Annotated in this window: 29 protein-coding genes; all 29 read left to right on the top strand. The window is 34.5% G+C overall.

Annotated elements, in window-relative coordinates:
• Positions 1–5 precede the first annotated feature (5 nt).
• The 29 genes from AC5LWL_RS14755 to frr all read left to right on the top strand — a co-directional run bounded on the left by AC5LWL_RS14755 (position 6) and on the right by frr (position 25,841).
• The gene (locus AC5LWL_RS14755; RefSeq protein WP_493435012.1) at positions 6–2,510 is read left to right on the top strand and encodes a flagellar hook-length control protein FliK; all 2,505 of its coding nucleotides are present in this window, start codon (positions 6–8) and stop codon (positions 2,508–2,510) included.
• A 15-nt stretch (positions 2,511–2,525) separates the two neighbouring features.
• Positions 2,526–3,155 (top strand): flagellar hook assembly protein FlgD, encoded by a 630-nt coding sequence (gene flgD / locus AC5LWL_RS14750; RefSeq protein ID WP_493435011.1) that lies wholly within the window; start codon positions 2,526–2,528, stop codon positions 3,153–3,155.
• A gap of 11 nt (positions 3,156–3,166) precedes the next feature.
• Positions 3,167–3,553 carry a TIGR02530 family flagellar biosynthesis protein gene (locus tag AC5LWL_RS14745; protein ID WP_493435010.1) on the top strand — a complete coding sequence of 129 codons (387 nt, stop codon included), beginning with the start codon at positions 3,167–3,169 and terminating at the stop codon, positions 3,551–3,553.
• A gap of 78 nt (positions 3,554–3,631) precedes the next feature.
• On the top strand, positions 3,632–4,504 hold the full coding sequence (gene flgG / locus AC5LWL_RS14740; protein ID WP_493435009.1) for a flagellar basal body rod protein FlgG: 873 nt from the start codon (positions 3,632–3,634) through the stop codon (positions 4,502–4,504).
• A 57-nt stretch (positions 4,505–4,561) separates the two neighbouring features.
• Entirely contained in the window at positions 4,562–4,783 is a 222-nt protein-coding gene (locus tag AC5LWL_RS14735; protein ID WP_493435008.1) for a flagellar FlbD family protein, read from the top strand.
• Entirely contained in the window at positions 4,773–5,201 is a 429-nt protein-coding gene (gene fliL / locus AC5LWL_RS14730; protein ID WP_493435007.1) for a flagellar basal body-associated protein FliL, read from the top strand. The genes AC5LWL_RS14735 and fliL overlap by 11 nt, the downstream gene beginning before the upstream one ends.
• Positions 5,202–5,396: 195 nt before the next feature.
• On the top strand, positions 5,397–6,392 hold the full coding sequence (fliM, locus tag AC5LWL_RS14725; protein WP_493435006.1) for a flagellar motor switch protein FliM: 996 nt from the start codon (positions 5,397–5,399) through the stop codon (positions 6,390–6,392).
• Positions 6,386–7,591: a flagellar motor switch phosphatase FliY gene (gene fliY / locus AC5LWL_RS14720; RefSeq protein ID WP_493435005.1), complete on the top strand. Its 1,206-nt coding sequence runs from the start codon at positions 6,386–6,388 to the stop codon at positions 7,589–7,591. The genes fliM and fliY overlap by 7 nt, the downstream gene beginning before the upstream one ends.
• A gap of 22 nt (positions 7,592–7,613) precedes the next feature.
• Positions 7,614–7,976 carry a response regulator gene (locus tag AC5LWL_RS14715; RefSeq protein WP_493435004.1) on the top strand — a complete coding sequence of 121 codons (363 nt, stop codon included), beginning with the start codon at positions 7,614–7,616 and terminating at the stop codon, positions 7,974–7,976.
• Positions 7,977–7,999: 23 nt separating this feature from the next.
• Complete coding sequence (locus AC5LWL_RS14710; RefSeq protein WP_493435003.1) at positions 8,000–8,665, top strand: flagellar biosynthetic protein FliO; 666 nt, start codon at positions 8,000–8,002, stop codon at positions 8,663–8,665.
• Positions 8,658–9,323: a flagellar type III secretion system pore protein FliP gene (gene fliP / locus AC5LWL_RS14705; protein ID WP_493435002.1), complete on the top strand. Its 666-nt coding sequence runs from the start codon at positions 8,658–8,660 to the stop codon at positions 9,321–9,323. The genes AC5LWL_RS14710 and fliP overlap by 8 nt, the downstream gene beginning before the upstream one ends.
• Positions 9,324–9,337: 14 nt before the next feature.
• On the top strand, positions 9,338–9,607 hold the full coding sequence (gene fliQ / locus AC5LWL_RS14700; protein ID WP_493435001.1) for a flagellar biosynthesis protein FliQ: 270 nt from the start codon (positions 9,338–9,340) through the stop codon (positions 9,605–9,607).
• A gap of 3 nt (positions 9,608–9,610) precedes the next feature.
• Positions 9,611–10,387 (top strand): flagellar biosynthetic protein FliR, encoded by a 777-nt coding sequence (fliR, locus tag AC5LWL_RS14695; RefSeq protein ID WP_493435000.1) that lies wholly within the window; start codon positions 9,611–9,613, stop codon positions 10,385–10,387.
• Between the two features lies 1 nt (position 10,388).
• On the top strand, positions 10,389–11,477 hold the full coding sequence (gene flhB / locus AC5LWL_RS14690; protein ID WP_493434999.1) for a flagellar biosynthesis protein FlhB: 1,089 nt from the start codon (positions 10,389–10,391) through the stop codon (positions 11,475–11,477).
• A 97-nt stretch (positions 11,478–11,574) separates the two neighbouring features.
• Positions 11,575–13,611 carry a flagellar biosynthesis protein FlhA gene (gene flhA, locus AC5LWL_RS14685; protein WP_493434998.1) on the top strand — a complete coding sequence of 679 codons (2,037 nt, stop codon included), beginning with the start codon at positions 11,575–11,577 and terminating at the stop codon, positions 13,609–13,611.
• The gene (flhF, locus tag AC5LWL_RS14680; protein ID WP_493434997.1) at positions 13,608–14,765 is read left to right on the top strand and encodes a flagellar biosynthesis GTPase FlhF; all 1,158 of its coding nucleotides are present in this window, start codon (positions 13,608–13,610) and stop codon (positions 14,763–14,765) included. Before flhA ends, flhF begins: the two co-directional genes overlap by 4 nt.
• A complete protein-coding gene (locus tag AC5LWL_RS14675) occupies positions 14,762–15,628 on the top strand; it encodes a MinD/ParA family protein (protein WP_493434996.1) in 867 nt (288 codons plus the stop codon). Before flhF ends, AC5LWL_RS14675 begins: the two co-directional genes overlap by 4 nt.
• 9 nt (positions 15,629–15,637) lie before the next feature.
• Entirely contained in the window at positions 15,638–16,744 is a 1,107-nt protein-coding gene (locus tag AC5LWL_RS14670; RefSeq protein WP_493434995.1) for a protein-glutamate methylesterase/protein-glutamine glutaminase, read from the top strand.
• A 20-nt stretch (positions 16,745–16,764) separates the two neighbouring features.
• Positions 16,765–18,810: a chemotaxis protein CheA gene (locus AC5LWL_RS14665; protein ID WP_493434994.1), complete on the top strand. Its 2,046-nt coding sequence runs from the start codon at positions 16,765–16,767 to the stop codon at positions 18,808–18,810.
• A gap of 49 nt (positions 18,811–18,859) precedes the next feature.
• Entirely contained in the window at positions 18,860–19,330 is a 471-nt protein-coding gene (locus AC5LWL_RS14660; protein ID WP_493434993.1) for a chemotaxis protein CheW, read from the top strand.
• A gap of 2 nt (positions 19,331–19,332) precedes the next feature.
• Positions 19,333–19,974, top strand: coding sequence for a chemotaxis protein CheC (locus AC5LWL_RS14655; RefSeq protein ID WP_493436618.1), 642 nt, complete (start codon positions 19,333–19,335; stop codon positions 19,972–19,974).
• A complete protein-coding gene (locus AC5LWL_RS14650; RefSeq protein ID WP_493434992.1) occupies positions 19,967–20,464 on the top strand; it encodes a chemotaxis protein CheD in 498 nt (165 codons plus the stop codon). The genes AC5LWL_RS14655 and AC5LWL_RS14650 overlap by 8 nt, the downstream gene beginning before the upstream one ends.
• A gap of 427 nt (positions 20,465–20,891) precedes the next feature.
• On the top strand, positions 20,892–21,656 hold the full coding sequence (locus AC5LWL_RS14645; RefSeq protein ID WP_493434991.1) for a FliA/WhiG family RNA polymerase sigma factor: 765 nt from the start codon (positions 20,892–20,894) through the stop codon (positions 21,654–21,656).
• Positions 21,657–21,677: 21 nt separating this feature from the next.
• On the top strand, positions 21,678–21,989 hold the full coding sequence (locus AC5LWL_RS14640; RefSeq protein ID WP_493434990.1) for a hypothetical protein: 312 nt from the start codon (positions 21,678–21,680) through the stop codon (positions 21,987–21,989).
• A 130-nt stretch (positions 21,990–22,119) separates the two neighbouring features.
• A complete protein-coding gene (locus tag AC5LWL_RS14635; RefSeq protein WP_493434989.1) occupies positions 22,120–22,548 on the top strand; it encodes a hypothetical protein in 429 nt (142 codons plus the stop codon).
• 144 nt (positions 22,549–22,692) lie between these two features.
• Positions 22,693–23,394, top strand: a complete 702-nt coding sequence (gene rpsB / locus AC5LWL_RS14630) for a 30S ribosomal protein S2 (RefSeq protein ID WP_493434988.1) — start codon at positions 22,693–22,695, stop codon at positions 23,392–23,394.
• Positions 23,395–23,587: 193 nt separating this feature from the next.
• Positions 23,588–24,472: a translation elongation factor Ts gene (gene tsf, locus AC5LWL_RS14625; protein ID WP_493434987.1), complete on the top strand. Its 885-nt coding sequence runs from the start codon at positions 23,588–23,590 to the stop codon at positions 24,470–24,472.
• An 86-nt stretch (positions 24,473–24,558) separates the two neighbouring features.
• Entirely contained in the window at positions 24,559–25,284 is a 726-nt protein-coding gene (gene pyrH / locus AC5LWL_RS14620; protein WP_493434986.1) for a UMP kinase, read from the top strand.
• A complete protein-coding gene (gene frr, locus AC5LWL_RS14615) occupies positions 25,284–25,841 on the top strand; it encodes a ribosome recycling factor (protein ID WP_493434985.1) in 558 nt (185 codons plus the stop codon). Before pyrH ends, frr begins: the two co-directional genes overlap by 1 nt.
• Positions 25,842–25,917 lie beyond the last annotated feature (76 nt).

Below are 25,917 nucleotides of genomic sequence, written 5' to 3'. Positions count from 1 at the left end.
ATAGAATGCAGATAAGTGTTAACAGTAAGCCGATCTTACAAAATAGTTCTCCAATGGTTTCAGCACAAACTGCTGTTCAATCGAAAAAGTTTCATCTGTTTTTTGATGCATTAGCAACTGTAAAAGGTCCAGAGCAATTAGAAAATAACGATGGTTTAGGGGTAGATGAAAACCAGCAGGCAAGTTTACAATCATTGTTGCATGCTTTGACAAGTGAGGAGAACGCGCTAGCTAGTTTGTCTTCGGATCAAATGGAAGATAAGACTGTTCCAGAGGAAGAGGATATAGTCAATTATTTGTTAACGAAACTAGATGGCGAGCCAGAGGCTATGACTTCAGATCAGATTTCAGAGAAGGTTTATACAAACGTAGAGCAAAGGCTATATCAATTTTTAAGCACATTTAATTTTGAACAAATAAATGAGAATATGTTTGCTGATACAGACTTCCCTGATTTGGTGAACACAGTTAAAGTATTGCAAATAGCTGGAAAAGAAACCATGGACTCAAGCAAGGCAGAAGAAATTACAGATGCAGTGAAAGCATTAACAGATTTAGTTGTAAGTTTAATTAATCTTACTAGTATGGCAGAACAAGAAAAAGTGTCCAATACGAGCAGCAATGAAAAGAAAAAAGGGATGTTTACTAGCGATATTTCACAGTTTGTAAATAAAAAGATAAATGCAGCTGTTATAAAAGAAAAACATGTAGCTATTCCAGATAATTATTCTTCAACATTGGATGATGAAAAGGTGAACATACTGGAAGAAAATAAACTGAATGGTGAGGAACAACAACCATTTATTGAAACACCTAAAGCATTACAGGGAAATGCTGATGTATTACGAAAGCAAAGCAACATATCTGAACTATTGGAAAATGTTCAACTTGTGAAAGAACTTGGCGCTGCTAGTGAGAAGAAAAATGAAATAACTACTTCTACGTTAATTGTGCAGAAGGACAATAAACTAGTTAATGACCAAAATGAACAAAATTTGGCGTGGTTTAATAAGAAAAGTGATGAAGTAGACGTAAAAATAAACAAAAGCGAGAAGGTTACTGTTCAAAAGGACATTCAAGATGTACTTTCTTCTATTATAATGATAGTGAAAGAAGAGTTAGGCTCTACAGAAACGAATGAAGTACAGAAAGATAAACCAGAAAATGCTGAGTTTAATAGCCTACATAAAAAAGACCAGGGAAAAGAGTTGGAAATTTCATTAGACTCTGTAACAGTAATGGAGCTAATGGATTGGATTATCCAAAATGGTATAGATAAAAATTCAAAACAGCAATTAACAGAAATAGAAACAGAAAGAAGCAATAAAAAGATAGAAAAACTAGACGATTCGCTAAAAAATTCACTAAAGGTAGCAACAGTTAATGAATTAGTCGATTGGATTGTTCAAAATTCTAAACAACCTTCTAATAATCCAGAAGCTAACAAAAAGCAAACAGAACATCCAGAGTATCAACCTAGAAAAAGTTTAGACTCAGTAACAGTAAGCAAGTTAATGGACTATATAGAAGGATTTGCTGCAGAAGAAATTTTGGTTCCTAAAATGGGAGAAAATGCATGGGAAAGTCCAACAATAAATGAGGTAGAGCATCAACAAATTCCACCCACTGTTGTTAATGAAACGATTGCACAACAAACAAGGAATGTAGACTCTAGTAAAGCAGTGTTTACAAATTATTTTCCGTCGACTCCATTTTCTGCTGATGACCAAATAAACAATGGAGCTAATCAAAATAGAAAAAATAATGCAGCTTTTAAAAATGAAAAAGATGCTTCTGATTCTTCATTGAGTTTAAAATCATTAGTTTCTAGAATTGTTGAGAACCTAGAAACAACAAATAAAACAACAGAAAAACCTACTGTTATGTATCAAAAGCTGTTAAATCCATTATTGGTAGAGTCGTTAAAGAAAAAAGAAGTAACTACGGATTCCCCTGTACTTCAACAGGATTTTGTTGTGGAAAAAAGTGAATCAGAAAAGAAACCATTAATATCTGTTGGGCAATTACAAACACCTTTTCCAATAAAACAACAACCCTTACTTGTGCTAAGCACTAATGGAAGTCCTATTTCTTCTAATCAGCTGGAAGCACAGTTAAACAAGATTTTATCCAATGCTTCTTATATAACGAATGGGGATAGTCAAAAGTTTACCTTAAGATTAGCACCTGAACATTTAGGATCAATCAGAATTGAAGTGTACCAAAATGAAGGTATAGTAACAGCGAAAATCTTGACAGCCACAGCTGAGGCAAAAGAAATGTTAGACTCTCATCTTTCTAGTCTTAAGCATGGCTTAAGTTCGCAGAATATGGTTGTCGATAAAATGGAAATAGCTTTTTCACCACCTGGGCAACAGGAGAAAGCGAATAAAGACCAACAATCACACCAGCAGCAACAGCAACAACAAAGACAAGAACAATCAGCAAACCAAGAACAAAACAAACAGAAGAAATCTTTTCTAGAAGAACTTCTGAACATGGAATTATAAGGAGGAAGTGAAGAAGTGGCTAATACGATTGATTCATCCTTATATTTATCGAATTATCAGGGAAACACGAAAACAACTGGTAGCTCAGCTTTAGGAAAAGACGATTTTTTGAAAATATTAATTACGCAATTACAACATCAAGACCCATCAAATCCAATGGAAGATAAGGATTTCATTGCACAGATGGCAACATTCTCATCTTTAGAGCAAATGACAAATATGAATACGACGATGAATAATTTTACTTCCTTGCAAACACAGTCCAATCTTATCTCGTATAGTCAATTTGTCGGAAAAGAAGTGAATTGGCATAAAACAGAAACAGATGAATCAGGCAATGAAACAACTACATCCGGAACAGGAAAGGTTGTATCAGTAGCATATAAAGACAATTCAGCTGAATTCACATTAGAAGATGGATCAACACTTTCACCTGCAAATATTTCTAGCATGAATCAAAGTGATAATAGCCTGGTGGAAGCTAGTCAAATGATTGGAAAACTCATTACTTATTTAGATGGTAATAAAGAGGAACAAAACACAGAAGTAAAGTCTGTTTCCATAAAAGATGGTGTCATTCATTTTACTTTAAAGGATGATTCTAATAGCCAAATTACTTCTAAACAAATTATTAAAATTGAATAGGAAGTGATTGAATGGATAAAACAATTTATCCTTCATTAAAATCACAAGCTGTAATTCGCAAAGGGATAAATGCAATTAAAACAAAAAGCAATAATGCAACTTCCTTCTCAACCCATTTACAGCAATCGATCAACTCGACTGATACCCTCAACATCAGTAAACATGCGAATCAACGTTTACAGCAAAGAGGGATTGTTATCGATGAAACGAAATGGAAGCAGATAGAAGTGAAAGTAGAGCAGGCAAAACAAATGGGTGTAAAAGAATCGCTTGTCTTGTTAAATAATGCTGCACTAATTGTAAGTGCCAAAAACAATACAGTCATAACGGCAATGGATCGTGAGGAAGCATCACAGCAAATATTCACTAATATCAATGGTACAATTGTTATGAATTAAAATACCCCCTGGCTGGACCTAAATGGAGGCCAATGCTGCGGAATGATAGAAGCAGCCAATTTGAGAGGAGATAAAAAAATGTTACGTTCATTATATTCTGGAATAAGTGGTATGAAAAATTTTCAAACAAAACTTGATGTGATTGGAAATAATATTTCTAATGTCAATACTTACGGTTTTAAAAAGGGCAGAACAACATTCAGCGATTTAATCAGTCAAACATCAGCAGGTGCAACAGCGCCAGGTGCAACAACAGGCGGTATCAATGCCAAGCAAATTGGTTTGGGTGCACAAATGGCATCTATTGACACATTGCATACACAAGGAAGCATGCAGACAACGGGCAGAACACTCGATTTAGCGGTGTCCGGTGATGGTTATTTTGTGTTGCAAGCACCTGGAGATACCACTCAAAATTATACAAGAGCTGGGAATTTCTATTTAGATGCAGATAGAAATATTGTTAGCACCAATGGAATGCTATTGCAAGTTCAAAATGGTATTAGCGAAAATGCTGATGGCTCTGTGACCCAAGCTGGTCCAAATGTAGTTGGTGGAACTGAAATTCCAAGCACAGCCCAAAGCTTTAGTATTTCTGCAGATGGAAGTATTACTTATATAGATGCTGATGGTCAAACACAAGGAGCTGGTCAAATTCTTCTTGCTAAAATGGCGAATCCAGAAGGTCTAACAAAAGTTGGATCGAATATGTTCCAAGCCTCTAATAACTCTGGAGCACTTTCTGGAAACCCTGCTGTAAATGGAGGTCTGGTAACTTCAGGCCAAGATGGAACTGGCTCCATCAACAGCGGTTTCTTAGAAATGTCAAATGTAGAATTATCAGAAGAATTTACCGATATGATTGTTGCCCAAAGAGGGTTCCAGTCTAATACAAAAATTATTACAACATCAGATGAAATTTTGCAAGAACTAGTGAACTTGAAACGATAGTAAAAGGAGGATCAGAGATTAAGGAATTGGAAGTCCTTAGTCTCTGAAAACATAACAGTGATAAATGTAACCCGATTAAATGGGAAAAGTTTCAAACTTAATGCCCTGTTTATTGAAACAATTGAATCGTTTCCTGATACAACTATTACGTTAACAAATGGAAAAAAATATGTTGTTAAGGAAAGTGAACAACAAATACTAGATTCAGTAAAAAATTATTATCAATCTGTTAGCCTTTTCGGATTACCGAACATAGGAGAGAACTGTAATGAAGAATAATAAAGTCGTGATGATTATGCTCATTTTGATTCTTGCAATAGCAATCATTGGTACAGGTGGGTTTATTTATTTATCAAAATTTGCTGGAGATCAAAAGGAGAAGGAACCAAGCATCGATGAGGTGATTGAGTCATCTGTGGATATTCCTGAAATCACAACCAATTTAGCAAGCGATAGTTTTATTAGAATATCCTTTAAAATCCAAACAGATAGTAAAAAAGCAAAAGAGGAATTAGAAAAAAGGGATTTTCAGGTGCAAAATATTATCATTCAAGAACTTTCTGAAAAAACGGAGCAAGACTTGAAGGGGAAAAAAGGTCAACTAGATCTTGAGAATGATTTAAAAGATAAAATAAATGAATTGATGCAAAACGGAGAGATCGTTCAAGTATATATTACCAATTCTCTACTCCAATAAAAGAATAGAAATGGAGTTTCATAGAACGTGAATAATATAAACACTACCGCATGTCGCGGATATTGTTTATGTTATTGTTTTAAATGATTTATAGGGTTGTTTTCCTGTTATCAAAAAAATAGCGTTAGTGGCAAGGGTTGTAGAGACTTGCTGTCCGTAAAGAATGGGATAACGATGTGACGGAGGTGAGTTGTTTTGTCAGGAGATGTTTTGTCCCAAAATGAAATAGATGCTCTGTTATCTGCATTATCTTCTGGAGAAATGGATGCAGATGAGTTAAAGAAAGAACAAACAGAAAAAAAGGTCAAGGTTTATGATTTTAAACGAGCCCTGCGTTTTTCAAAAGATCAAATACGAAGTTTAACTCGTATTCATGATAATTTTGCTCGATTGTTGACTACTTTTTTTTCAGCACAATTAAGAACCTATGTGCAAATAGAAGTGACATCTGCTGATCAAATACCGTATGAAGAATTTATACGCTCTATCCCGAAAATGACGATATTAAATGTTTTTGAAGTATCTCCATTAGAAGGAAGGGTATTAATGGAAGTCAATCCGGTTATTGCATACGCAATGATGGATCGCATGATGGGAGGCAGGGGAACAAGTATCAATAAAGTCGAAAATTTGACAGAGATAGAATCGAAAATTATGTCAAATACCTTTGAAAATGCTTTCGACTACTTGCGTGAAGCGTTGGAAGAAATAGTGGAAATTGAACCTGTATTATCAGAGTTTGAAGTGAATCCACAATTTCTACAAATGGTGTCACCAAACGAAACGGTTGTGGTTATTTCATTAAATACTACGATTGGCGATACAAGCGGCATGATTAATATCTGTATTCCACATATCGTATTAGAGCCAATTATTCCAAAGCTGTCTGGCCATTATTGGATGCAGACAGAAAAAAAGGAAGCAGAGCCAAAAATAACACAAAGATTAGAAAAAAATATAAAACAATCTGTCGTACCATTAGTTGCAGAACTAGGTACATCAGATATTTCTATTCAAGATTTTTTAATGCTTGATATTGGTGATGTTATTGAAATGAATCAATCAATTGATCAGCCCTTGCTAATAAAAGTTGGTGATATCCCTAAATTTGTCGGTCAGCCTGGGAAAATAAACAAAAAAGTTGCTGTTCAAATATTAGGGACTTTAGAGAGGGGGAATGAAGAATGGTAAGTAAAGATATGCTTTCACAAGATGAGATTGATGCATTGTTAAGAGGCGATGATCAGCCAGAGCCACCGGAAAATTTAGCAGTTGAAGATTATTTATCTTCTATAGAACAAGACGCGTTAGGTGAAATTGGCAATATTTCATTTGGAAGTTCTGCAACAGCCCTTTCTACGCTGTTAAATCAGAAAGTGGATATTACAACTCCCAATGTTGGCGTCGTTTTACGAAATAGGCTTCTTGAAGAATTTCCGCATCCATATGTAGCGATACGTGTGAATTATACAGAAGGTTTTTCTGGAATGAATTTATTAGTTATTAAACAGTCAGATGCGTGTATTATTGCAGATTTGATGCTAGGTGGAGATGGGGAAAATCCGTCAGAAACGATGGATGAAATTCAACTTAGTGCTGTGCAGGAAGCGATGAATCAAATGATGGGTTCTGCTGCTACTTCCATGTCAACTATATTTAGCAAAAGAGTAGATATTTCACCACCGTCTATTGATTTGCTTGATTTGACACAAGGAGAAGGAACAGACAAAATACCACAAGATGATATTTTTGTTAAAGTAGCATTTCAATTAAAGATTGGAACATTAATTGATTCTGAAATTATGCAACTACTGCAATTGCCTTTTGCAAAAAGTTTAGTAGATGGTTTAATGAATAACAATAATAGTACAGAAGACATTTCCAATACTCCAAAAGTAGATTATAATTCTGATTATGAGACAAAAGAACCAAAACAAGATCCAATAATGGATTCTCATAATGTAGAAAGAAAGTATTATGATAACAACGAGAAAAAGAATCAACAGGCGGCACAACAAAACAACCATCAAACGCAGCATTTTGGAGCAGGTTCCTCTTCTAGCAGTCAACCTGATGTGCAACCAGCTGTATTTTCTAGCTTTGAGCAATTCACTCCAAAAGAACCAGAAACGAAAAATTTAGATATGCTGATGGATATTCCACTGCAAGTAACAGTGGAGCTTGGACGAACAAAACGCTCCGTAAAAGAAATTTTAGAGCTCTCATCAGGGTCAATCATTGAACTTGATAAACTAGCAGGTGAGCCGGTCGATATTTTGGTTAATAATCGACTTATTGCTCAAGGGGAAGTAGTCGTTATTGATGAAAATTTTGGTGTGAGAGTAACCGATATTGTTAGTCAAGGCGATCGTTTAAATAAATTAAGATAATATTTACTGGGGGTAGAGATTTATGGGACAAAAGATTTTAATAGTAGATGATGCAGCATTTATGAGAATGATGATAAAAGATATACTATCAAAAAATGGCTATGAAATAGTTGGAGAAGCTGCAGATGGTGCACAGGCAATCGAAAAATATAAGGAAAGCCAACCAGATTTAGTGACAATGGATATTACCATGCCTGAAATGGACGGCATAACGGCATTAAAAGAAATTAAAAAGATTAATCCAAATGCTAAAGTTATTATGTGTTCTGCGATGGGACAGCAAGCGATGGTTATTGATGCTATTCAAGCTGGCGCAAAAGACTTTATCGTAAAACCATTTCAAGCAGACAGAGTATTAGAGGCAATTAGTAAAACATTAGGTTAACTTAAAAATAGAGGGTGCCATTAGTGGATAAATTAAAGGTTTTATTTACAAGTTCACTACTCATCATTGTTCTGCTGGGCTTGGGGAATCAAGTCTATGCAGAACAGCTTGATAATAGTGTTCATGACATGTTTGAGGATTCAAACAATAATACAGACAATAACTCCGTGCAAAATAATAAAAAAACGGAGACAAATACAGCTGCACCAAGTGTTGGTGTCACATTTTTTGATTTCATCAAAATGATTTTTGCTACTATTTTTGTTATTGCTCTTTTATATATTGTTCTTAAAACTATTAATAAACGAAATCATGTGTATAAAAGCTCTCAATTAATGGAGAATCTAGGCGGCACAACATTAGGAGCAAACAGGTCTATCCAACTAGTTAAAATCGGAAAAAGATTATTAATCGTTGGGGTGGGAGAAAGTATTCAATTAATCAAAGAAATTGATAATGAAGCGGAATATACGGAAATAGTAGAATCGTATAATCGTAAAATGGATCAACTTGTGCAGCCAAGCGATATTGTGACAAAGGTAATGCGTGCTGTAAAAAAACAGCCTGTAAAAGTAAATAAACAGGAGTCATTTGCCGTGCAGTTAAAAAAGCAACTACATGAAATATCAAAAGGACGAAAAGAGATGTTAAAAGAAATGGAAAAGAAAGGGCAAGAAAAAAATGAATGATTTTTTACAGTTTTTTAATAACAGTGCTCCTGAAAATGTTTCTACTTCGGTACAGCTGTTATTATTGTTGACCGTCCTTTCTTTAGCACCAAGTATATTAATATTAATGACTTGTTTTACTAGAATTGTTATTGTTCTTTCCTTTGTCAGAACGGCGCTTGCCACCCAACAAATGCCACCAAACCAAGTAATTATCGGCTTATCATTATTTTTAACCTTTTTTATTATGGCACCAACCTTTCAGGAAGTGAATGATAAGGCATTGACGCCATTGTTTAAGGAAGAAATAAATTTAGAGCAGGCATATGATAATGCCGCCATTCCTTTTAAGGAATTTATGAGTAAACATACAAGGCAAAAGGATTTGGCACTATTTTTGCAATATTCTAATGCTGAAACACCAAAGTCTATTCAAGATATACCTTTAACAACAATGATTCCTGCGTTTGCTATTAGTGAATTAAAAACAGCATTTCAAATTGGGTTTATGATTTTTATACCTTTTTTAGTAATTGACATGGTTGTGGCAAGCATCTTAATGTCGATGGGAATGATGATGCTTCCTCCCGTTATGATTTCTCTCCCGTTTAAAATATTGCTGTTTGTGTTAGTAGATGGTTGGTATTTAGTTGTTAAATCTTTATTAGAAAGTTTTTAAGAAGGTGAAAAAACATGTCTTCCGAAATGGTCATATCAATAGCTAAAACCGGTATACTGACAGTTCTTGTTGTTAGTGGTCCATTACTGATTATTGCTTTAGTAGTTGGGTTAGCAGTTAGTATTTTTCAGGCGACAACTCAAATCCAAGAACAAACATTGGCTTTTGTACCTAAAATAGTTGCCGTACTTTTAGGTGTTATCTTTTTTGGTTCTTGGATGCTTAGCCATATGCTATCTTATACTGCTGATATATTCTCTAATTTAACTAGGTTTATAGGTTAAACAATGATTGATTTCTTACCGAAATTCCCGGCATTTTTACTTATTTTTGTGCGCGTAACGGCGTTTTTTCTTATGCTTCCTTTGTTTTCTTATCGGACTATTCCTTCGACTCATAAAGTAGGATTAGGTTTTTTTCTTTCTGTCATTATGTTTATTAATATGAATCCGCCAACGTTTACCATTGATGGGACTTATTATTTGCTTATTCTAAAAGAAGCGCTAATCGGATTATTAATCGGATTTTTAGCCTATATGATATTTTCTGCCGTCCAGATTGCTGGAGGCTTAATTGACTTTCAAATGGGTTTTGCCATTGCAAATGTCTTGGATCCACAAACAGGTGCCCAAAGTCCTCTTACTGGTCAATATTTATATACCGTTGCGTTGTTTTTTTTATTAACGATTGATGGGCATCATCTATTATTAGATGGAGTATTTTACAGCTATCATTATATTCCGCTTAATGAAGCATGGATAGCCTTAGGGGATGAAAATCTAATTCTGTTTGTTACAAAATCATTTGTACTTATGTTTGCAATTGCTTTTCAGATGTCTATACCAGTTGTGGCAAGCATTTTTTTAGTAGACATTGGCTTAGGAATCGTTGCAAGAACGGTTCCGCAATTAAATATATTTGTTGTGGGCGTACCAATTAAAATAATGGCTGGATTAATTATTTTAATGATTGTAATGGGGGTATTAATGGCATCCGTTTCTCATTTATTTTCAACAACACTTAAAGCGATGAGAGAAATGATGAATATTATAGGTGGATCATAAAATGAACTATTTGGCTTTAGATTTACAATATTTCGCAGGAGAAAAAACAGAAAAAGCAACTCCGAAAAAAAGACAAGATACACGAAAAAAAGGGCAGGTTGCTAAAAGTCAGGATGTAAACACCGCTATTGTGCTTCTTGCAGTTTTTGCTGTTCTCCATTTTACAGGAGGCTACATGCTAGAAGGTTTTATTGCGTTAATGAATCATTCTTTCCAAGACTTTATGTTAACAGACTTAAGTGAGCAAACGGTTAAGAATATTTTTTTGCAGATTCTAAAAGAGATGGCTTTATTATTAAGTCCTATTCTTATAACGGCAGTAATTGCGGCCCTTATTGCAAATTATATGCAAGTAGGCTTTTTATTTACAACAGAACCGATACAATTTAAGTTAGAAAAAATAAACCCTATATCAGGGTTTAAACGTATTTTTTCTTTGCGTTCCATTATAGAACTTTTAAAATCCATTTTAAAAATAAGCTTCATTGGAATTGTTGTCTTTTCTATTTTATGGTCTCAGTTTAACGAGCTATTAGTATTGTCCCAAAAACCTGTGTATGCTTCGTTACTAACATTAGCAAAATTAACCGTTCAAATGGGATTATATGCGTCTGGTGTTTTGTTATTTTTATCACTGCTTGATTATTTGTATCAGCGATTTGATTATGAAAAAAATATAAAAATGTCCAAGCAAGATATTAAAGATGAGTACAAAAATATGGAGGGAGATCCTCTAATAAAATCCAAAATCAAACAGAGGCAAAGGGAGATGGCTATGCGGAGGATGATGCAGGACATTCCAAAAGCAGATGTAGTCATAACAAATCCAACGCATTATGCCATTGCACTAAAATATGAAGAAGATAAATATGATGCTCCCTATGTAGTTGGAAAAGGAATAGATTTTGTTGCTCAGAAGATTAAATTAATTGCAAAAGAAAATGATGTAGTAATGGTGGAGAACAGGCCGCTTGCGAGAGCTTTATACAGTCAAATAGAAGTTGGCGATGTAGTTCCAGAAGAATTTTTTAAAACAGTAGCAGAAATTCTTGCCTTTGTGTATCGAACAAGAAATGAAAAAAATGTATAAGCTATTGCCTTTTTTGGTAGCGACTGTATAAAGTTTAAGAAGTTTTGATAGGGGAAATTTTGATTTAGATGTTGTGATTTAGTTAGGAGCGAAACATATGTCTGGTAGAGATCTTACTGTATTATTTAGTGTAATTTTAATTGTTGCCATGCTGATTATTCCATTTCCAACATGGATATTAAGCTTTTTCATATTAATAAATATTACGTTGGCATTATTAATATTATTATTAACGATGAGTATGAATGAGCCTTTAGAATTTTCTATATTTCCGTCTATATTATTATTGATGACATTATTTCGGTTAGGATTAAATGTGTCTACCACAAGATCGATATTATCTACTGGTGATGCTGGTGGAGTTGTCCATACATTTGGAACATTTGTCGTAGGTGGGAATATTGTAGTTGGTTTAGTAGTCTTTTTTATTTTAGTTATTATACAGTTTATTGTTATTACAAAGGGATCGGAGCGTGTATCAGAAGTCGCGGCAAGATTTACATTAGACGCTATGCCCGGAAAACAAATGAGTATTGATGCAGATTTAAACGCTGGTATTATTTCCGAACAGGATGCTAAAGCACGTCGCGAGAAGGTAAGCAGAGAAGCAGACTTTTATGGATCAATGGATGGAGCAAGTAAATTTGTAAAAGGTGATGCAATAGCTGGAATCATTATTGTGTTGATCAACTTAATTTTTGGGATAATAATTGGCATGACTCAGTTAGGGATGTCGATTGGAGATGCTGCACATAATTTTTCTTTAATGTCTGTCGGTGATGGGATTGTCAGTCAGGTCCCAGCTCTTCTTATCTCAACTGCAACGGGTATTATTGTAACAAGAGCGGCATCTAATGGCAATTTAGGATCAGATATTTCCACACAGCTTTTAGCCTATCCCAAAATGCTATACATTGCTGGAGGAACGATCTTACTATTAGGTTTATTTACGCCAATTGATGATGTGTTAACAATTCCGATTGCTGCTTTGCTAGCATTTGGTGGTTATTCGTTATCTAAATCTCCAAAACAGGATGTTGAACAAATACAGGAAATGGAAGAAGAACTGCAAACAGATGAGTTGAAAAGTCCAGAAAGTGTTGTCACTTTATTAAGCATCGACCCAATTGAGTTTGAATTTGGCTACGGGTTAATACCACTTGCTGATGCAAATCAAGGGGGAGATTTATTAGATCGTGTGGTTATGATCAGACGTCAATTGGCTATTGAATTAGGACTGGTGATTCCTGTTGTTAGAATAAGAGATAATATTCAACTGCAGCCGAACGAATATCGTTTGAAAATCAAGGGCAATGAAATAGCAAGGGGCGAGTTGTTATTAGATCATTACTTGGCAATGAGTCCTGGAATAGAAGATGATTCTATTGAAGGAATAGATACAATGGAACCTTCTTTTGGTTTGCCGGCTAAATGGATTACAGAGAAAACAAAAGAACAAGCAGAGATATTTGGTTACACCGTGGTAGATCCTCCCTCTGTTGTTTCGACGCATATAACAGAAGTCATAAAAGCAAATGCATATGAACTGTTAGGGAGACAAGAAACAAAACAACTGGTTGATCATTTAAAAGAAACGTATTCTATTTTAGTAGAAGAAGTAACACCAAACCCTTTATCTATTGGAGATATCCAAAAAGTATTGTCAAAATTATTAAAAGAAAATGTATCGATTCGAAATTTGCCAATTATTTTTGAAACATTAGCGGATTTTGGAAAAATATCAAGTGATACAGACCTGCTGGCAGAGTATGTAAGACAAGCATTAGCCCGACAAATTACCAATCAATATTCGTCAAATGGAGATTCTTTAAAAGTGGTTACTTTGTCAGGAAAAGTAGAAAAATTAATTGCAGATAATATTCAACAAACGGAGCATGGTAATTATTTAGCAATTGATCCAGCAATGTCGCAATCAGTATTAGAAAATTTAGCTTCTCAAGTGGAGCAATTATCTGTAATGGAACAAATACCAATTGTATTATGCTCGCCTGCTGTAAGAATGTATATTAGACAATTAACAGAGCGGTACTTCCCGCAAATACCTATATTATCGTATAACGAATTAGAAGCAAATGTTGAAGTACAGAGTGTCGGGGTGGTGAATATAGATTGAAAATAAAGAAATTTATCGCAGAAAGCATGCCGGAAGCAATGAAAAAGGTTCGTTCTGAATTAGGAAATGAAGCAGTAATTTTACATTCAAAAGTAATTCACACAGGTGGTTTTTTAGGTTTTTTTAAAAAAAGAAATATTGAAGTGCTTGCGGCGATTGATCCTGCAATAAATAGTGAAACATCTGTTAAAAAGAAAGTAATACCTCCGTTTCCAAAGCTTTTAGATGAAAAGCTGGAAGAAGCAGAGGAGATGTCTTCGTCTGCTAATCTATCAACAAATCAACTAATGGAACAGTTGAATCAATTAAACGATCGGGTGCAGGAAATAGCTCAACAAGAAAAAAAGAATCAAATGACACTGCCTGGACCAATCCAACAAGTAATGGGTTGTTTAGAAAAACAACATTTAGATGAACAACTTCAAACAAAAGTAGTAAAAAAACTAATAGAGAAATGGTATCGAGAAGGGGAAGACAAATCAGTTAATGAGGTAAAAGAATGGGCACAAAAGTATTTACATCAAGAAATTGCGTCCAATACATTTGGAGAATTATCATTATCCAAAAAATTTGTTAACGTGATTGGACCAACAGGTGTTGGGAAAACAACTACATTGGCTAAAATGGCTGCAGATTTTATGTTAAAACATCATAAAAAAATTGGGTTTATTACGACAGATACTTATCGCATTGCTGCAATCGAACAATTAAAAACATATGCCAATATTTTAAATGTTCCTTTAGAAGTATGTTATAACTTAAAAGATTTTGAGTTGGCAGCAAAAAAACTAGAAACTTGTGATGTTATTTTAATTGATACGGCGGGAAGAAATTTCCGAAATAAACAATATGTTGAAGATTTAAAAAAAGTGGTCGATTATAAAAGAGAGATGGAAACATTATTAGTATTATCTTTAACAGCAAAACAAGAGGATATGGAGGAAATTTATCGTCAGTTTTCTACTATTGATATTGATCGGTTTGTTTTTACGAAAATGGATGAAACATCTACATATGGTAGTATGGTCAATTTGATTGTTAAATATCAAAAAGGTGTTGCTTATTTAACGACAGGTCAAAATGTTCCGGATGATATGCTTGCAGCAACTTCTTTAGAAATTGTAAATAGGATAATTGGGGTCGATGAAAAATGACAGATCAAGCGGACATTTTACGAAAAAGATTTCAAGAAATTTATCAGCAGAATCATCAAAAAACCCTTGCTGTTATTAGTGGAAAGGGAGGAGTTGGGAAATCAAATTTTTCTCTCAACTTTTCGCTTTCCTTACTAAAAAAAGGGCATTCTGTTTTATTAATGGATATGGATATTGGAATGGGAAACATTGATATTTTAATGGGGATCCACTCAAAATTTACAATTGTAGATTATTTTGAAAATAAAGCATCGTTCTCAGACATTATCAATGAAGGTCCACAAGGTATTCACTATATAGCAGGAGGATCTGGCTTATCTGATTTTGTCCATATGGGGCAGGAAACAATGGATAGGTTTTTTCATGAATTCACCTTATTTCTTAATCAATATGACTATGTCCTATTTGATATGGGGGCTGGGATCAGCAACGATTCATTGCATTTTATTTTATCTGTGGATGAAGTCATTATTTTAACTACTCCAGAGCCTACATCTATTACAGATGCGTATGCCGCCATGAAGTTTATTTATCTGCATAAAAAGGACATTCCTTTTTATATAGTAGTGAACCGTATAATTTCTGCTAAAGAGGGTAGGGACACATTTCAAAAGTTAAAATATGTTTTGGCCCGATTTTTAGAAAAAGATGCGATTAGTTTAGGGATGATACCAGATGATCAACAGGTTTTACAGGCCGTTCGAAAACAAGTTCCCTTTATTATTTTTAATGAAAAATCAATAGCTGCTAAAGCTTTATTCGAATTAACCGATAGATATTGTAAACAACTGTTTTCAGACTCTGCACAAAAAAGCAAAACACATTTTGTTACAAAATTAAAAAGGTTTCTGTTTGAAAGGTAGTGCGTATACATGGAGAAAATAAAAGTTCTAATAGTGGATGATTCGGCTTTTATGCGTAAACTTATTGCCGATTTTCTCTCTGAGGATTCTCGCATTACAGTAGTTGGCACTGCTAGAAATGGCGAAGATGGTATTCGGAAAATTAAAGAATTACAGCCTGATGTTGTTACATTAGATGTTGAAATGCCAGTGCTTGATGGATTACGTGCGTTAAAACGCATTATGGTAGAAAATCCGGTTCCTGTTATTATGCTATCCAGTACAACAAAGGAAGGAGCAGATAACACCATTCAAGCTATTCAAATGGGGGCAATTGATTTTGTCGGTAAACCATCTGGCCCTATTTCATTAGATTTACATAAAGTAAAACAAGAATTAATAGAAAAAGTAATTTCAGCAAATAAAGTAAAACTTAAAACGATATTAAATATAACGAAAAAAGGAATTAATACTGTTATTCCACGAACTTCTTATAGTAATATAGAACTAAACAATCGAAAAGAATTAGGGAAAAAGTTGTTTTTAGAAAAAAATTGGCATGAAAAGAAAGAAAAACTTATCGTGATAGGAACTTCTACTGGTGGACCAAGAGCTTTGCAGCATGTTTTAACAAAGCTGCCAAAAGAGATTAATGCAGCGATATTAATCGTACAGCATATGCCGCCGAACTTTACAAAATCGCTAGCAAATCGATTGAATACACTTTCTAGCATAATAGTGAAAGAAGCGGCCGATGGAGAACTTATCCAAAAGGGTGTTGCTTATATTGCTCCAGGTGGTTTTCATTTAAAGGTAAAACCTATTGGAAAGAAAATTGCTGTACAATTAGAGCAATCTAAACCGGTTAATGGGCATAGACCATCTGTTGATGTGATGTTTCATTCTGTAAGCTTATTACATCACTACGCCAAAATTGCTGTCATTATGACAGGTATGGGCTCTGATGGTACAAATGGCCTGCTTGAATTAGCTAATTCGGATAAGATTAAAGCAATTGCTGAATCAAAAGAAACATCGATTGTTTTTGGAATGCCGAAAGCGGCCATCGCAACAAAATGTATTGATGAAATACAAAATGTAGAAAATATTGCAGAAACAATAATGAAATATGTATAACGCCAAGGGGTGTGAAGCAATTGGAAATGAATCAATACTTAGAGGTTTTTATAGAAGAAAGCAAAGAACATTTACAGGCATGCAATGAACATTTATTAGAATTAGAAAAAAATCCTGATAATATTCAAATAGTAAATGAAATATTTCGTTCCGCCCATACATTAAAAGGTATGTCTGCGACGATGGGGTATGAAGATTTAGCAAGTTTAACCCATCAAATGGAAAATGTGCTGGATGCAATAAGAAATCAGAAACTTGCATTTTCACCGGAAATATTAGATGTTATCTTTTTAGCAGTGGATGATTTAGAGGCAATGGTAGAATCCATCGCAAGTGGCGGGGACGGGAAGAAGAATGTAGAAGCAGTTGTAAAGAAATTAATTGCAATTGAAAAGAACGATAACACAGTTGCTGAATCTCCTGCAAAAGAAGAGATTGCCGCAGCAACTACTACAGAAAAACCACAATCAACAGCCAATTATGACGAATTCGAAACAACTATTTTGCAGCAATCTTCGGAACAAGGGTTTTATACATATGAAATTAATATTCGTTTAAAACAAGACTGTTTACTGAAGGCTGCCAGAGTGTTTATGGTATTTGAAGCACTTGAGTCTTTAGGAGAAGTTATCAAGTCTAATCCTCCAGTAGAAGAATTAGAAGAGGAAAAATTTGATTTTCAATTTATGGTAACGCATATTACGAAAGAAAATGAGCATGTAATAAAAGCAAAAATTATGAATGTATCGGAAGTGGAAGATGTTGAAGTAATACCTTTTTCTGCCTACAGTCTTTCTACAGCTGAAACAAAGGTCGAGCAAGAAGACAAAGACGTGATAGAAAGTCCTTCCCCTGTTGCAAATAAAATTGCATCAGTAAAAGAGGAAGAAGTAAAACAAGGAACGGCTGCAAAACAAACCAGTAAAACGATCCGAGTAAATATTGAACGTTTAGACATACTAATGAATCTTTTTGAAGAATTGGTAATTGATCGAGGGAGATTGGAACAAATTTCTCAAGATTTAAAAGACCAAGAACTTCATGAAACAGTGGAAAGAATGTCCAGAATAACAGGAGATTTACAAAACATTATTTTAAACATGAGAATGGTTCCAGTAGAAACGGTTTTTAACCGCTTCCCTCGCATGGTTCGTCAATTAGCAAGAGATTTAAATAAAAAAATCAACTTAGAAATAATTGGAGCAGATACAGAACTCGATCGTACGGTTATTGATGAGATTGGCGATCCTCTTGTTCATCTGATTAGAAATGCAATGGATCACGGGATTGAAACACCAGAAGTAAGAAGAGCAAATAACAAAAGCGAAGAAGGAACGGTTGTTTTAAGAGCCTACCACAGTGGGAATCATGTCTTTATTGAACTGGAAGATGATGGGGCAGGCATTAATAAAAAGAGAGTGTTAGAAAGAGCACTAAATAAAGGATTAATTACACAAGAAACGGCGAATAGTTTAACCGATTCACAAATAGCTGAATTAATTCTTGCATCAGGCTTTTCTACTGCAGAAACGATATCAGATATTTCTGGCAGAGGAGTTGGGCTAGATGTTGTAAAAAGTACAATTGAGTCTCTTGGCGGAAATATAACAATCGAATCACAAGAAGGAAATGGTTCATTGTTTTCTATACAATTGCCCCTTACTCTTTCTATTATTTCGGTAATGCTAGTAGAAATACAAGAAGAAAAGTATGCTATTCCACTATCTTCTATTATTGAGACAGCTATTGTTCATAAAGAAGATGTTTTACAGGCGCATAATCAGACAGTTATTGATTTTCGAGGAAAAGTAGTTCCGTTGCTTTTCTTAAAAGATACATTTGAAGTTCCAATAACAAAAGACGAAGATGACTTTTATTCTGTTGTAATTGCTAGAAAAGGGGAAAAACTTGCGGGGTTTGTAGTAGATTCCTTTATTGGCCAGCAGGAAGTTGTGTTAAAGTCACTTGGCAGTTATCTTGCTAATGCTTTTGCCATTTCAGGTGCTACCATTTTGGGTGATGGTCAAGTTGCGTTAATTGTTGATTGTAATGCTCTGATTAAGTAATGGAAAATAGAATGATTATGGTGTGCTTAATAGAGAGGAATGTGTGAGAATGGGAGAATCTGTTTCAACTGATATAAAACTAATTATATTTGAGCTAAAGGGAAAAGAATATGCAATCCCTGTCAATCAAGTACGGTCGATTGAAAAAATGATGCATATTACTCGAATACCTAATATTACACCATTTGTTAAAGGTGTGATCAATCTACGAGGTGTTGTAACTCCGCTGATTGATTTAAGGAAACGGTTTGGTTTAGAAGAAATAAAATATACAGAACGTACACGTATTATTATCATTGCGTTAGCTGATATTGAAGTAGGAGTTATTGTTGATGCTGCAAATGATGTAGTAGATGTGAATACATCTGAATTTGAGCCTGCTCCAGAAGTGGTTGGTGGAGTAGAAGTGGATTATATAAGCGGTGTAGTAAAGTTGGAAAAAAGACTTTTAATTCTTGTGAATGTTGAAAAAGTTTTTGATCGAGAAGAATTAAAAAACTATACAAAAAGTGAAGGATAATGATGGCATTTACAGATAAAATAAATTCAATACATTTGGATGTACTAAGAGAAATTGGAAATATTGGTGCAGGGAATGCTGCAACTTCTCTTTCAAAATTATTAAATAAAAAGATTGATATGAAGGTGCCAAATGTTCGAATTGTTTCCTTTGATGAGATGATGGAGATGGCAGGCGGAGCGGAAAATATTGTCGCAGGAGTTTTTTTAAGAATTGAAGGAGATGTTCCTGGAAGCATGTTTTTTATGCTTCCAATTGAACAAGCGACTAATTTCATTAAAGATATGATTGGGGATGCTTCTATCCAATTACAGACGCCTCCTTTTGATGAGTTAGCTATTTCTGCACTTCAGGAATTAGGCAATATTTTATCAGGCTCCTATCTATCTTCTTTATCTGATTTTACAAATCTATCTTTATATCCTTCTGTTCCAGCTCTTGCTATTGATATGGTAGGTGCAATTATAAGTTATGGGCTGATTGAGTTATCACAAGTCAGTGACTATGCTATCGTCATTAACACAGCATTAAATGAAGAAGAAGATTCATTACCTGAAAGTGTCAATGGTCACTTTTTCTTACTGCCAGATCCGGAATCATTTGATATTTTGTTTGGGGCATTGGGAGTGACAAGTGATGATTGAACAAGAAACTGTTGTTAAAGTTGGCATTGCTGACATGAATACAGTTCAAATTCCTCATTTGATACGAACATCTGGATTAGGGTCTTGTGTTGGTGTTGTTTTATATGATCAATTAACAGGTATTGCAGGACTAGCCCATATTATGCTGCCTGATTCATCTTTGGCCAAGTCTGGAACGCTAAATATAGCAAAATTCGCTGATACCGCCATTGTAGCTTTAGTTAAACATTTAGAATTGTTGGGAGCAAAAAAAGCGTTATTAAAAGCAAAAATCGCTGGTGGTGCTCAAATGTTTCAGTTCTCAGGGACAAGTGATATTATGAGAATTGGTCCAAGAAATGTGGAAGCTGTAAAAAAAGAATTACAGCACCTGAATATACAAATTTGTGGCGAAGATGTCGGTGGAAATAGTGGAAGAACGATTGAATTTAATCCAAAAACGACGGAATTAACCATTCGGACAGTAAATAAAGGAACACAAGTTATTTAAAGCCAACCCCCAAGCAATCAATTCGCCCCATGGAAAGCGAAGTGTATTCCAGCTGCGGACTAATTGAGAGGAAAAAAGCTTTTTTCAGGGTGGCTTAGTTGTTAATTAGAATGGTAAATAAAAAGGATGTTCCAAAGCAAGAGGAACATCCTTTTTTCTTATTCTGTTGTTATAGGTTTATTTTCCTATTTTTTAAGAAAATAAGGTGAACAAAGTCTCTTATCTATTTTTTTTGATAAAATTTTAGAAAGACTAATTCTATTATAAGATTTAAATAAAGCGATAGAATCTCCTGCTTTTTCTAAATAGTTTGTTTAAGTATTTAGCTGAATTAGATATAATGTGACAAGAAGTGAAAGTTTTTAGGATAAACAGATTAAACCGTAGGAATATTTAAGTGGATATGTTGTTTTTAGGAGGAAATTTCATGGGAAATGATTCAACAACAGAGGATAAATATGCATGGGATATGTGGATTGATTCACGTGATAAAGATGCAGGCAATCTACTAATCAAAAAATATTTGCCATTAGTCAGCTTTCATGTACAAAGAATATCTGTTGGACTCCCAAAAAGTGTTTCGAGAGAGGAATTAAATAGTTTAGGCATGATGGGTTTATATGATGCTTTAGTCAGATTTGATCCGAAAAGAGATTTGAAGTTTGATACATATGCGTCCTTTCGAATAAGAGGAAGCATAATTGATGGATTGAGAAAAGAAGATTGGCTGTCGAGAGGAACTAGAGAGAAGTCAAAAAAAATCGATGCTGCAATCGAACGGCTTGAACAAGAAAAAATGAGAAATGTATCCGTACAGGAAATTGCTCAGGAATTGGAACTCAGTCCAGAAGAAGTGTATTCCACCATGAACGAACATTTTTTTGCTAATGTGCTTTCGATTGATGAGCAATTAAATGATCATGAGGAAAAGGAAGGGCCAACCTTTGTAATCAGGGACAATAAAACCGAAATACCGGAAGAAAAATTGGTAAAGGATGAACTAATTCGAGAAATGGCTGATATGATTTCTTTTTTAAATGATAAAGAGCAGCTTGTTATTAGTTTATTTTATAAAGAAGAACTGACATTAACAGAAATAGGTCAAGTAATGAACTTATCGACATCAAGAATTTCACAAATTCATTCTAAAGCAATTTTTAAATTAAGACAGTCATTAGAAAAAGTAATGTAAAACGAATGGAAGTGGCTTGATGTGAGTTTAAAAGCTATTGAATTGCAGATCGCAATTCCAAGGACATATGATGCTGGAAAAGCACAAGAACAGCAAGGTCAAAAAGCCCAAAATTTTTATCAGCAATCTAGCCAAGTTCTTTCGCACGAAGAGGAAAGAAAAAGGACGACCATTATGAAAGGGGAACAGTCTGCAGCAACGATAGCTGACAAAGAAAAAAAGAAAGAAGATAAGAAATGGGAGAAGCGGTCATCTGAAAATAAGGACGATGACCACGAGGAAAAACCAACTTATCATCCTTATAAGGGAATTACCATCGATTACAGTGGATAGAGGGATAGAATTGAATGCTTTTTTGCTAATAATAAGTATCACTTTAAATATTTTAGCTTTTTTATTTATTGCTCTGTTATTTGTACGTCAGAATCGGTTTAATATGATGGAAAAAAAACAGGAACAGTCAATGAAAGAAATAGAAAATGTTATGGCAGTTTTTATCGCAGAAATGAAGGAAGAGAATGAGCTGTTTATCCAAAAGTTAAATGAAGTAGAAAAAGAAAAAAAAGGTAAAACGATGTCCAAAGAAAATAAGGACTCCCCAATACCAGCAGCTTCTTTTGACAAAGAATTAACTGTCAATAAGTCACTGCACACTAAAAAGCAAGCAGTAAATGCGTATCAAAAAACAGCAGGGAAGGAATCTAGGGAAAAAGAGGATGTTAATGAATTATTGCATTTAATCTCATCTACAGAAAAAGAAAAAACATTGTTAGAACAGGTAGTTGATTTAAGTGAACAAGGTAAAAAAACCGAAGAAATTGCAAAAATTTTAAACAAAGGAAAAACAGAAATAGAATTATTCCTGAAATTTAGACAAAAAAGTCACGAATAACTTGATTGTCCTCAATACATATGCTATATTAACAAATGGTGTTAATACACACGCTTTTGGATTTAATCAATGGTGCTGTTTTATTACAGTTTTGATTAGAAATGAAAAAAGCGGAGGAAATCAAAACCATTAGGAGGAACAAACATGTCAGTTATTTCAATGAAACAATTACTTGAGGCTGGTGTACATTTCGGTCACCAAACTCGCCGTTGGAACCCAAAAATGAAAAAATTCATTTTTACAGAGCGTAACGGCATTTACATCATCGATCTTCAAAAAACAGTTAAAAAGGTTGATGAAGCTTATAACTATGTAAAAGAACTTGCTGGTAACGGCGGAACGATTCTTTTTGTAGGAACAAAAAAACAAGCTCAAGATTCTGTTAAAGAAGAAGCAATCCGTTCTGGTCAATACTTTGTAAACCAACGTTGGTTAGGTGGAACTTTAACAAACTTTGAAACAATTCAAAAACGTATTACACGTTTAAAAGAAATTGAAAGAATGTCTGAAGATGGCACTTTTGAAGTACTTCCGAAAAAAGAAGTAGTTCAATTAAATAAAGAGCTTGATCGTTTAGAAAAATTCTTAGGCGGAATTAAAGATATGAAAAAAATTCCGGATTGCCTGTTTATTGTTGATCCACGCAAAGAGCGTATTGCTGTTGCTGAAGCTCATAAATTAAACATTCCGATTGTAGGTATTGTTGATACAAACTGTGATCCAGACGAAATTGATGTTGTTATTCCTGCGAATGATGATGCAATCCGTGCTGTTAAATTATTAACTGCAAAAATGGCAGATGCTATTTTAGAAGCTAAACAAGGTGAAGAAGTAACAACTGCTTAATAGACAATACAGCTATTTGCAGAAAGAAAAATTCTTACAACCTAGCATTAGCTAGGCACCAAGTTTAGGGACTTGTAAAAAAGGTGATAAAGGGCATCCCTCTTATCACCTTTTTTTAAAGAATATTGCTTAAACTGGAGAATAATTGGTTAAAAAAATAGTACATAAATAAATCTCAAGGAGGCTAACTACTATGGCTGTAACAGCTCAAATGGTTAAAGAACTACGTGAAAAAACTGGTGCTGGAATGATGGACTGCAAAAAGGCACTAACAGAAACAAATGGGGATATCGAAAAAGCAATCGATTTCTTACGTGAAAAAGGTATTGCAAGTGCAGCGAAAAAAGCAGATCGTGTTGCTGCAGAAGGTTCTACTTTCATTTCTGTTAATGGAAACGAAGCAATTATCTTGGAAGTAAACTCTGAAACGGACTTTGTTGCGAAAAACGAAGGTTTCCAAGTTTTGGTTAAAGAATTAGCTGATCATTTATTAGCAAATAAACCAGCATCTGTTGAAGAAGCACATGCACAACATATTAAAGAAGGAACAACAATTGAATCCCACATCAATGCTGCAATTGCTAAAATTGGTGAAAAATTATCCCTTCGCCGCTTTGAAATCAAAACAAAAACAGACAACGATACATTCGGTGCTTACCTACATATGGGTGGACGCATTGGTGTGTTAACTGTTCTTGAAGGCACTACAGATGAAGCGCCTGCAAAAGACGTTGCAATGCATATTGCTGCATTAAACCCAAAATATGTTTCTCGTGATCAAGTTTCTGCAGAAGAAGTTGCACATGAGAAAGAAGTTTTAACACAACAAGCATTAAATGAAGGCAAACCAGAGAAAATTGTTGCTAAAATGGTAGAAGGCCGTTTAAGTAAATATTTTGAAGATGTTTGTGTACTTGATCAATCTTTCGTTAAAAATCCTGATCAAAAAGTTCGTCAATTTGTGGAATCAAAAGGCGCTACTTTACGCGAGTTTGTTCGTTATGAAGTAGGAGAAGGAATTGAAAAACGTGAAGATAACTTCGCTGAAGAAGTTATGAACCAAGTAAACAAAAAATAATAAGTAATTGAATTTAAAAAGCTTTCTATAGGGAACACCATGGTGTTCCCTATTTTTCAAGATATTTTAATTAAGCGGAGGTTTCCATGAGTAATCCAAAATATAAACGTGTTGTTCTTAAATTAAGCGGTGAAGCATTAGCAGGAGAGGCTGGATTTGGGATTAATCCAGCAGTAATAAAAAATGTAGCCGAACAAGTGAAAGAAGTTGCTGAGCTAGGTGTAGAAGCGGCAGTTGTTGTAGGCGGCGGAAATATCTGGCGAGGTAAAATCGGAGAAGAAATGGGAATGGACCGTGCCAATGCCGATTACATGGGAATGCTTGCAACTGTAATGAACTCTTTAGCACTTCAAGATAGTTTAGAACAAATAGGGATTGAAACACGTGTACAAACCTCTATTGAGATGAGACAAGTTGCAGAACCGTATATAAGAAGACGTGCGATTCGTCATCTAGAGAAAAAACGTGTTGTGATTTTTGCTGCTGGAACAGGAAATCCTTATTTTTCAACTGATACTACTGCTGCACTTCGAGCTGCGGAAATTGAAGCAGAGGTTATCTTAATGGCGAAAAACAATGTAGATGGAGTGTACTCAGCAGATCCGAGAATAGATAAAACAGCAACAAAATTTGATCAGTTAACTTATTTTGATGTAATTAAAGATGGACTTGCTGTAATGGATTCAACTGCTTCATCACTATGTATGGATAACGATATTCCGTTAATTGTATTTTCCATCATGGATAATGGCAATATTAAAAAAGCGGTTATGGGTGAAACAATTGGTACTTTAGTAAGGGGGAAAAAATAATGCCGAAACAAGTTATTTCTCAAACAAAAGAAAAAATGAATAAAGCAATTCAAAGCTATTCTCGCGAATTAGCAAGCATCCGTGCAGGACGTGCGAGTGCTTCGCTTTTAGACAGAATAACAGTTGACTATTATGGTGCACCAACACCAGTAAACCAATTAGCTGGTATTAGTGTTCCAGAGGCTAGACTGCTTGTTATTCAACCTTATGATAAAACAGCTCTTGGAGACATTGAAAAGGCGATATTAAAATCTGATATTGGCTTGAATCCTTCTAATGATGGAAGTGTAATCCGTTTATCTATTCCGATGTTAACAGAGGAACGTCGTAAAGAATTAGTGAAAAATGTAAAAAAAGAATCAGAAGAGGCAAAAGTTGCGATTCGTAATATTCGTCGTGATGGAAATGATGATTTGAAAAAGTTAGAAAAAAGCGGCGAAATTACGGAAGATGATCTTCGTGGCTACAATGATGATATCCAAAAATTAACAGATGAATTCATCAGCAAAGTCGATACTCTTACAAAAGAGAAAGAAAAAGAAATACTAGAAGTTTAAGTTAACAAGATTTTAAACTAATTTAACGAAAAGAAGATAAATCATTTCTCGTTTTGGCATCTGTCGTTGGGGAAAG

It is taken from the genome of Niallia sp. WK069_GA_01, assembly GCF_983173855.1.
The sequence above is the reverse complement of the archived record's forward strand: the minus strand, read 5'-3'. Positions and strand labels throughout refer to the sequence as shown.

Excerpts from the sequence above, each read along its gene's own strand:
- AC5LWL_RS14715 (WP_493435004.1), top strand. The coding sequence starts at position 7,614 with ATGGGACAAAAGATTTTAATAGTAGATGATGCAGCATTTATGAGAATG.
- AC5LWL_RS14655 (WP_493436618.1), top strand. The coding sequence starts at position 19,333 with ATGGCATTTACAGATAAAATAAATTCAATACATTTGGATGTACTAAGA.
- AC5LWL_RS14675 (WP_493434996.1), top strand. The coding sequence starts at position 14,762 with ATGACAGATCAAGCGGACATTTTACGAAAAAGATTTCAAGAAATTTAT.
- AC5LWL_RS14645 (WP_493434991.1), top strand. The coding sequence starts at position 20,892 with ATGGGAAATGATTCAACAACAGAGGATAAATATGCATGGGATATGTGG.
- fliP (WP_493435002.1), top strand. The coding sequence starts at position 8,658 with ATGAATGATTTTTTACAGTTTTTTAATAACAGTGCTCCTGAAAATGTT.
- AC5LWL_RS14635 (WP_493434989.1), top strand. The coding sequence starts at position 22,120 with ATGAAAGAAATAGAAAATGTTATGGCAGTTTTTATCGCAGAAATGAAG.
- AC5LWL_RS14745 (WP_493435010.1), top strand. The coding sequence starts at position 3,167 with ATGGATAAAACAATTTATCCTTCATTAAAATCACAAGCTGTAATTCGC.
- fliR (WP_493435000.1), top strand. The coding sequence starts at position 9,611 with ATGATTGATTTCTTACCGAAATTCCCGGCATTTTTACTTATTTTTGTG.
- AC5LWL_RS14660 (WP_493434993.1), top strand. The coding sequence starts at position 18,860 with ATGGGAGAATCTGTTTCAACTGATATAAAACTAATTATATTTGAGCTA.
- AC5LWL_RS14650 (WP_493434992.1), top strand. The coding sequence starts at position 19,967 with ATGATTGAACAAGAAACTGTTGTTAAAGTTGGCATTGCTGACATGAAT.
- fliL (WP_493435007.1), top strand. The coding sequence starts at position 4,773 with ATGAAGAATAATAAAGTCGTGATGATTATGCTCATTTTGATTCTTGCA.
- pyrH (WP_493434986.1), top strand. The coding sequence starts at position 24,559 with ATGAGTAATCCAAAATATAAACGTGTTGTTCTTAAATTAAGCGGTGAA.
- fliQ (WP_493435001.1), top strand. The coding sequence starts at position 9,338 with ATGTCTTCCGAAATGGTCATATCAATAGCTAAAACCGGTATACTGACA.
- AC5LWL_RS14670 (WP_493434995.1), top strand. The coding sequence starts at position 15,638 with ATGGAGAAAATAAAAGTTCTAATAGTGGATGATTCGGCTTTTATGCGT.
- rpsB (WP_493434988.1), top strand. The coding sequence starts at position 22,693 with ATGTCAGTTATTTCAATGAAACAATTACTTGAGGCTGGTGTACATTTC.
- frr (WP_493434985.1), top strand. The coding sequence starts at position 25,284 with ATGCCGAAACAAGTTATTTCTCAAACAAAAGAAAAAATGAATAAAGCA.
- flgG (WP_493435009.1), top strand. The coding sequence starts at position 3,632 with ATGTTACGTTCATTATATTCTGGAATAAGTGGTATGAAAAATTTTCAA.
- flhB (WP_493434999.1), top strand. The coding sequence starts at position 10,389 with ATGAACTATTTGGCTTTAGATTTACAATATTTCGCAGGAGAAAAAACA.
- tsf (WP_493434987.1), top strand. The coding sequence starts at position 23,588 with ATGGCTGTAACAGCTCAAATGGTTAAAGAACTACGTGAAAAAACTGGT.
- flhA (WP_493434998.1), top strand. The coding sequence starts at position 11,575 with ATGTCTGGTAGAGATCTTACTGTATTATTTAGTGTAATTTTAATTGTT.
- fliY (WP_493435005.1), top strand. The coding sequence starts at position 6,386 with ATGGTAAGTAAAGATATGCTTTCACAAGATGAGATTGATGCATTGTTA.
- AC5LWL_RS14755 (WP_493435012.1), top strand. The coding sequence starts at position 6 with ATGCAGATAAGTGTTAACAGTAAGCCGATCTTACAAAATAGTTCTCCA.